2 protein-coding genes and 1 pseudogene are annotated in these 6,926 nt (G+C 38.5%); all 3 read left to right on the top strand.

What is annotated here, in order from left to right:
• On the top strand, nucleotides 1-1,614 hold a 1,614-nt coding region (locus tag ACIQ2S_RS09655; protein ID WP_396175405.1), incomplete at its 5' end, for a T9SS type B sorting domain-containing protein.
• Nucleotides 1,615-1,648: 34 nt separating this feature from the next.
• Complete coding sequence (locus tag ACIQ2S_RS09650) at nucleotides 1,649-6,709, top strand: T9SS type B sorting domain-containing protein (protein ID WP_396175403.1); 5,061 nt, start codon at nucleotides 1,649-1,651, stop codon at nucleotides 6,707-6,709.
• 25 nt (nucleotides 6,710-6,734) lie between these two features.
• A pseudogene (locus ACIQ2S_RS09645) lies at nucleotides 6,735-6,926 on the top strand (esterase); the annotation flags it as partial.

The raw sequence follows: 6,926 nt of genomic DNA, 5'->3' as shown, positions 1-6,926 counted from the left end.
AGACAAACCAAGATATTAAAAGCTGAAGCAACGGTTACACCCGGCGTTTTGTATCATATTAAACTAGTCATAGCCGATCAAGGAAATCAATTATACGATTCGGCTATATTCTTGGGTGGCGGAAGTTTTAAAGTAGAAATAGATTTAGGTCCTGATCGATTAATAGCCACTTCCAACCCAATTTGTGACGGAGAAACCTATACTTTAAATGCTTTTCAATCGGGAAACAATAGCTATCAGTGGTTTAAAAACGGAGTTATAATTCCCAATGCTACGAATGCATCTTACATTGTTTCAGACGCAGGCGATTATCGAGTGGAAGTAACTTTAAATAACTCTGCTTGTGTGGCAACCGGAGCAGTGACTATTGAGTATGCACAACCACCCAATGCTTCCAATGCCACACTTGTTCAATGTGACCCTGATGCAAATTCTATTGCTGTATTTAATCTTCGAACGATGGATGCACTTATCACCAATAACAATAACCAATGGGTGGTAAACTATTTTGAAACACTTGCAGCTGCTCAAAATTTTACGAATAGCATTTCCAATCCCAATAGTTACAACAGCGGGGCAACAACTATTTATGCAGTGGTAACCAATACATTTGGATGTAATTCGATTGTTAGTGTAAATTTAGAAATTTCCAATGCAACGGCCAACGTGCCTGCACCTTATCAGGTTTGCGATACCGACGGCACAAACGACGGCCTCGCACAATTTAATTTAGCAACGGTAACTCCGCAAATTCTGAACGGACTTCCCGCAGGACTGCTTGTGAATTATTACCTAACCTTAGAAAATGATTACACTGGAATCACACCTTTACCAAATCTTTTTACAACAACAATTCCCAATCAACAAGTAATTTATGCCAAAATATATAATGGTAGCAATTGTTATGACATTGTACCTGTCACTTTAATTGTGAATAGTTTTTCGGAGAATTTTATCCCGCAAACCAGTACTTTTTGCGAAGGAGGTTCCACCGTTTTAATTGCACCGACGGGCAATTACACCTATGTTTGGACTACCGGAGAAACAACTCAAAGTGTTCAAGTCAGCAATCCGGGAGTTTATTCTGTGATTGTAACCAATGCATTCGGATGCAGTGCAATTCAACAATATACAGTTAGCACCACAGAACCTCTCACGCTTATAGACGTAGTGGTCAATGATTTTAATGGCGTAAATAATTCCATAACGATTATTTACTCAGGAAACGGTACGTATCAGTTTTCTATTGATTCTGTTACTTTTCAGGAAAGTCCCGTTTTTACAAATGTATCTCCGGGAGCATATGTAGTTTCGGCCATCGATTTAAATCAATGTGGCGGATTTACAACTTCCGTTTTGGTGTTGGATTATCCACGATTTTTTACGCCCAATGGCGATAGCTTTAATGATTTTTGGGGGATTGAAAATCTAGATCAATACTATACAATTTCAATTTTTAACCGTTTTGGTCAATTGCTAAAAACACTCAGTGGCAACGCAGCTGCTTGGGACGGAACCTTTAATGGTTCACCGTTACCTGCTGATGATTATTGGTTTGTTTTAAAAATGAACGACGGACAAACAATTAAAAGTCACTTTGCTTTAAAAAGATAAATTTTCTTATCTTTGGTATCCTTTCAAAAACAAAATGAAAAAAATTGCGCTGCTTTTCCTTTTGATGGGTTCGAGTCTATTCGCTCAATTCAGCAAAACGCATTACATACCGCCGCTATCCGGAACGGACAGTCAACCCGCTCAAAATCAATATTTATATATTTCGTCTCCTAGTCCCACTCCAATTAATTTCACGATAAATGCCATTGGAAATGCTGTGATTAGCGGCACTGTATCAAGAAACACCCCTTTTGTTTACAATATTGGTGCAGGAAACAATTCCAGTTTAATGGTCAACCAGTTTTCGGTAAACACTATTCAAAACAACAAAGGTTTTGTGGTAGAAGCAGAAGATCAAGTGTATGTTGCCGCTCGACTTACAGCAACTACACAAAATTTTCAAGGCGGTGGATTAGTATCCAAAGGTTTAGCCGGATTAGGAACTCAATTTCGCATAGGAGCATTTATTAATACCGGTATTTCAGCAATTACCCAAAACCATTACACATTTGTTTCCGTTTTGGCTACCGAAAATAATACTTTGATTTCCTTTAGTGATATTAAACCGGGAGTTGTTTTAATTAATAATGCCGGTGCAGGAAGTACACCTGCGAATATTATTCTGAACAGAGGTCAGTCGTTTGTTATGGCCGTAACCGGTCCCACAAATGCCAATCGTGACGGTTTGATTGGATCACTTGTAACTTCAGATAAACCTATCGCTGTAAACTGTGGTTCTTTTGCCGGAACCAATGGAACTAACGATAATAATATTGATTTAGGTTTTGATCAGATAGTACCTGTAGATCGAACCGGAAACGAATACATTTTCATCAAAGGTTTTGGAGAAAATGTGATTGAGCGACCCCTGTTAGTTGCTCATGAAAACAACACCGAAGTTTTTTTAAACGGAAATTCAGGCACACCTAATTTCACTTTGCAGGCAGGACAGTATTTGGCTTTAGACGGTTCGTTCTATAGTGCAAATAATAATTTGTATGTTACAACTTCTAAAAATGTTTCTGCCTATCAAGGTGTGGGGGGACAATCGCAAGCGAATCAAGAAATGTATTTCGTTCCGCCATTAAGTTGTCAAACACCCCGAATTATTGATAATATTCCGTTTTTGGACCAAATTGGAAACTTATCTTTTAACGAAAACAGTGGTGTAAACCTGGTTACTGAAACGGGTGCAAATCTTGAGTTTATTATCAATGGAACGAACTATCTACTAAATAGTTTACCTGCAGGTATCGCTGTTCAAGGTCCGTCAACAATTATCGGAACACCTGATTATGTAACGTATAACATCAATGGTTTATCGGGTAATGTTTCCGTTTTTTCTACTAAGCAGTTGTACCTATCCTATTATGGTTCAAGTGGTGCAGCGACCTATGGTGGGTATTATTCGGGCTTTACGTTTCGTCCTGAAATTTCATTTGATCGATTAGACTTAACCTCTGAAAATTGTATCCCAAATATTAATTTAGGAATTAATTCTCTTTCGCCTTTTGACACTTATCAATGGTATTTTAATGATGTGGCGATTGTGGGAGCTACTAATGCAACCTATACTCCTACGGAACCCGGTTATTATTATTTAAGTGCTACTATTTCTGATTGTGGAACAAATCTTATTTCTGATAAAATTCCTGTAAGTCAATGTGCAACCGATTTAGACGTTGATGGAACACCAGACGACGTTGACCTTGATAATGACAACGACGGAATAGCCAATTGCACCGAATCATTGGGAAATCAAACGATTAATTTAAGTAATTCTGCTTCGGGAGCGATTGCTGTTGGAAATTATAGTAATTCATTCTCTGCTGCTACAAGCACGGCAGGAACAGGTGTTGCTCCCGCAATTCCATTTAACGGCTTCAATGACGGCCGATTTGTTACCGAAACAGCTCCTGAAAAAGGAAATTCAACTACTTATGCTTTGAATTTTAATCAGCCTATCAGTATTGAATTAAAGTATGTAGACACGGCAAACAACGCAGATTTATTCGATTCAAATACCGAATACCGAATAAGCGTTTCACAAAATAAAACCATTACAATTTTAAACCCCGATGGTCAACTATTGATTGATACCAATTACGATGGGATTTTTGAAAGCAACATCGAAGAATTCTCCTCTTTTGAAATCAGATTTCGTTTGAACAGCGGTGTTCCTTTGCAAGCCGGTACCGGAACATTTTCATTGCGTTCGTATCTCACCAATTTTCTTTCCATTACTCATATCAATCTGGAAGATGCTGCTTCTAAATCAACTTTACAGTTATTAGCCACTTGCATACCTTTTGATCGCGATGGTGATGGCATTCCCGACCAATTAGATGTGGACAGTGATAACGACGGTATTCCGGACAATATGGAAGCTCAAGGACAAAACTTTCTTGCTTATGATAGCACAGATGTTGATAATAATGGTATCAGTGATGTTTATGGTTCCGGGTTAACACCAATTGATACTGATAGCGACGGCATTCCTGATTATTTGGATTTGGATAGTGACAATGACGGAATTTATGATTTGACAGAATCAGGCTCCGCTGCATTGGATGCAAATTTAGATGGAGTAGTCGATGGATTACCTGCTGATTTTGGTTTGAATGGATTATCCAATTCTTTGGAAACTTTTGCAAATAGTGGCATAATTAATTATACTGTAACCGATACAAATACGGACGGAATCAATAATTATATTTCATTAGACAGTGACGGCGATTTATGTTTTGATGTCATTGAAGCCGGATTTTTAGACGCTGATAACGATGGAAAATTGGGGAATACGCCAATTACAGTCAACAACTTTGGTATGGTTACCAGTGGTGTGGGGTATACTATTCCAAATAACAATTATATGATTCCTGCTCCCATTGCAATAACCACGCAACCGCTCAATCAAACGAATTGTGAATTAGAAAATGTAGCTTTTACATTGGTCAACTCGACCGTCGATTTTTACCAGTGGCAAGTAAGTACCGATGGGACAACATGGGCCGATTTAGCAGCAAATACAACATATGCAGGTGTTAGCTCACCCTCTTTACAAATTTCGAGCATCACAAATGCCATGAACGGATTTCGTTACCGAGTCATTTTAAACCGAAATGGCAATAGCTGTGGTTTAATTTCATCGGCAGCAGTTTTAAATGTATTGCCGCTTCCTACCATTGTAACTCCTATAAATTTAGTGCAATGTGATGATGATACAGATGGAATTTCCGCAGTAAATCTTCGTCAGAAGGAAGCCTCTATTTCTGCTAATGCAGCTGCTGAAACATTTACTTATTTCACCTCGCAAATTGGTGCTGAAACTAATGATGCCAGCGTTCAACTACAAAACCCAACTGCCTACACCACAGGAAATACAACTGTTTGGTTTCGAGTGGTCAATACTCAAGGATGCTTTCGCACGGGTCAATTGAATGTTTTTGTTTCGGCGACTCAAATTCCTGCTAATTTCTTGCGAACATTCGTAGTTTGCGATGACTTTTTAGATGCTCAAAATGACAATCGTGATGGCATTTCCCAATTCGATTTCAGTAGTGTAACCCAAGATATTATCGCTATTTTACCGACCACTACCCCATTTACAATAAAATACTATAGATCTTTAGCAAATGCTTTGGCAGAAACAGACGCAAATGGAAACTCATTAGAAATAACCAATCCTACAACCTATCGAAATATAGGTTCTCCAAATTTTCAGCAAATATGGGTTCGTGTGGAAAGTAATTTAGACAATGCCTGTTTTGGACTGGGTCCTTTCATTGAACTAACCGTTGAAGCATTACCTATTGCTCATGCAATCCCCGACTTAATTGCTTGTGATGTCAATCAAAATGGCAGTTTTGCGTTTTCAACTGCTACCATCGAATCTCAATTGTTAAACGGTCAGAATCCAAACAGTGTCACTTTTTCGTATATCGATGCCAATGGAAACCCATTGCCAAGCCCGCTTCCCAACCCATTTCAAACAGCTAATCAAACAATTACAGTACGAATGACCAACAACGTTACTCAGGCTACTGATGGACCGTGTTTTGATCAAACTACTATTACTTTTAGAGTCGATACATTGCCCATTGCAAATACTGTAACGATTCCTGTTGCTTGCGACGACGACGGAACTGAAGACGGAAAATATAATTTTGATACATCAGCTATCGAAGCGGCATTGTTAAATGGACAAACAGGCGTGACGGTAACTTATTTCAATCAAAACGGCACGGCATTACCGAGTCCGCTACCCAATCCGTTTTTTACCCAATCACTAAATGTAACAGCAGTAGTTACGAATCCATTAAATACTAATTGTTCCGATTCAACTGTTCTGAATTTTACCGTTCGTCCATTGCCAAGTTTACTACCCGATGCAGAAGCAATCATTTGTGAAGGAGTGCAATCAATAGTTATTAATGCTGGAATCGCACAAGGTTCTTCTCAAAGTTTCACTTATCAATGGTATAAAAATCAGTCCCTAATTCCCGGAGCAACCAATGTGAATTTACCGGTTTCAGAAGAAGGCACCTATGAGGTAACCGTGACTACTATTTTTGGTTGTGAAAAAACACGAACGATTGAAGTCATTTACTCCGAACCGGCAACTATTGAAGAAATTATTATTTCGGATTTAGTGGATAACAACTCCATAAATATCATCGTTTCCGGTGCCGGAAATTATGTGTACAGCATTGTTTCTGAAAACGGACCTTTTCAGGAATCACCTATTTTCACAGATGTAAAACCGGGAATCTACACTGTTTATGTAGTAGATTTAAACGAATGTGGAAACTCTTCGCAAGTGATTTCTGTGCTTGGTGCACCAAAGTTTTTTACACCCAATGGCGATAGTTACAATGACACTTGGACAATTGTTGGCATCACTCCTGCTTTCTATAAAAATTCGAAAGTGAATATTTTTGACCGTTACGGGAAACTATTGATTCAAATAACTCCTGTGAATGGCGGTTGGAATGGCGAGTACAATGGAAGACCCATGCCTTCAAGCGATTATTGGTATGTGTTGGAATTGGAAGGCGGACGAGTAGCCAAAGGACATTTTTCATTGAAGCGATAAAAGGAATTAGATAAATCAACTAATCATGAAAAAGTTAGCAATCCTCTTCTTGTTGCAAATAGTTTGCATAAACGCACAAGAAATTACTGTTTCTTCCGGTAAAATCGATCACATTGAAAAATTCAAATCCGCATATGTGGATGCACGAAATGTTGATATTTGGCTGCCTGATGGCTATTCAAAAGACAAACAATATGCTGTTTTATACATGCATGAC

This window comes from Flavobacterium sp. (assembly GCF_044371705.1).
Taxonomy (GTDB): domain Bacteria; phylum Bacteroidota; class Bacteroidia; order Flavobacteriales; family Flavobacteriaceae; genus Flavobacterium.
Note: the sequence above shows the minus strand (reverse complement) of the source record. Positions and strands in the feature narration are given on the sequence as shown.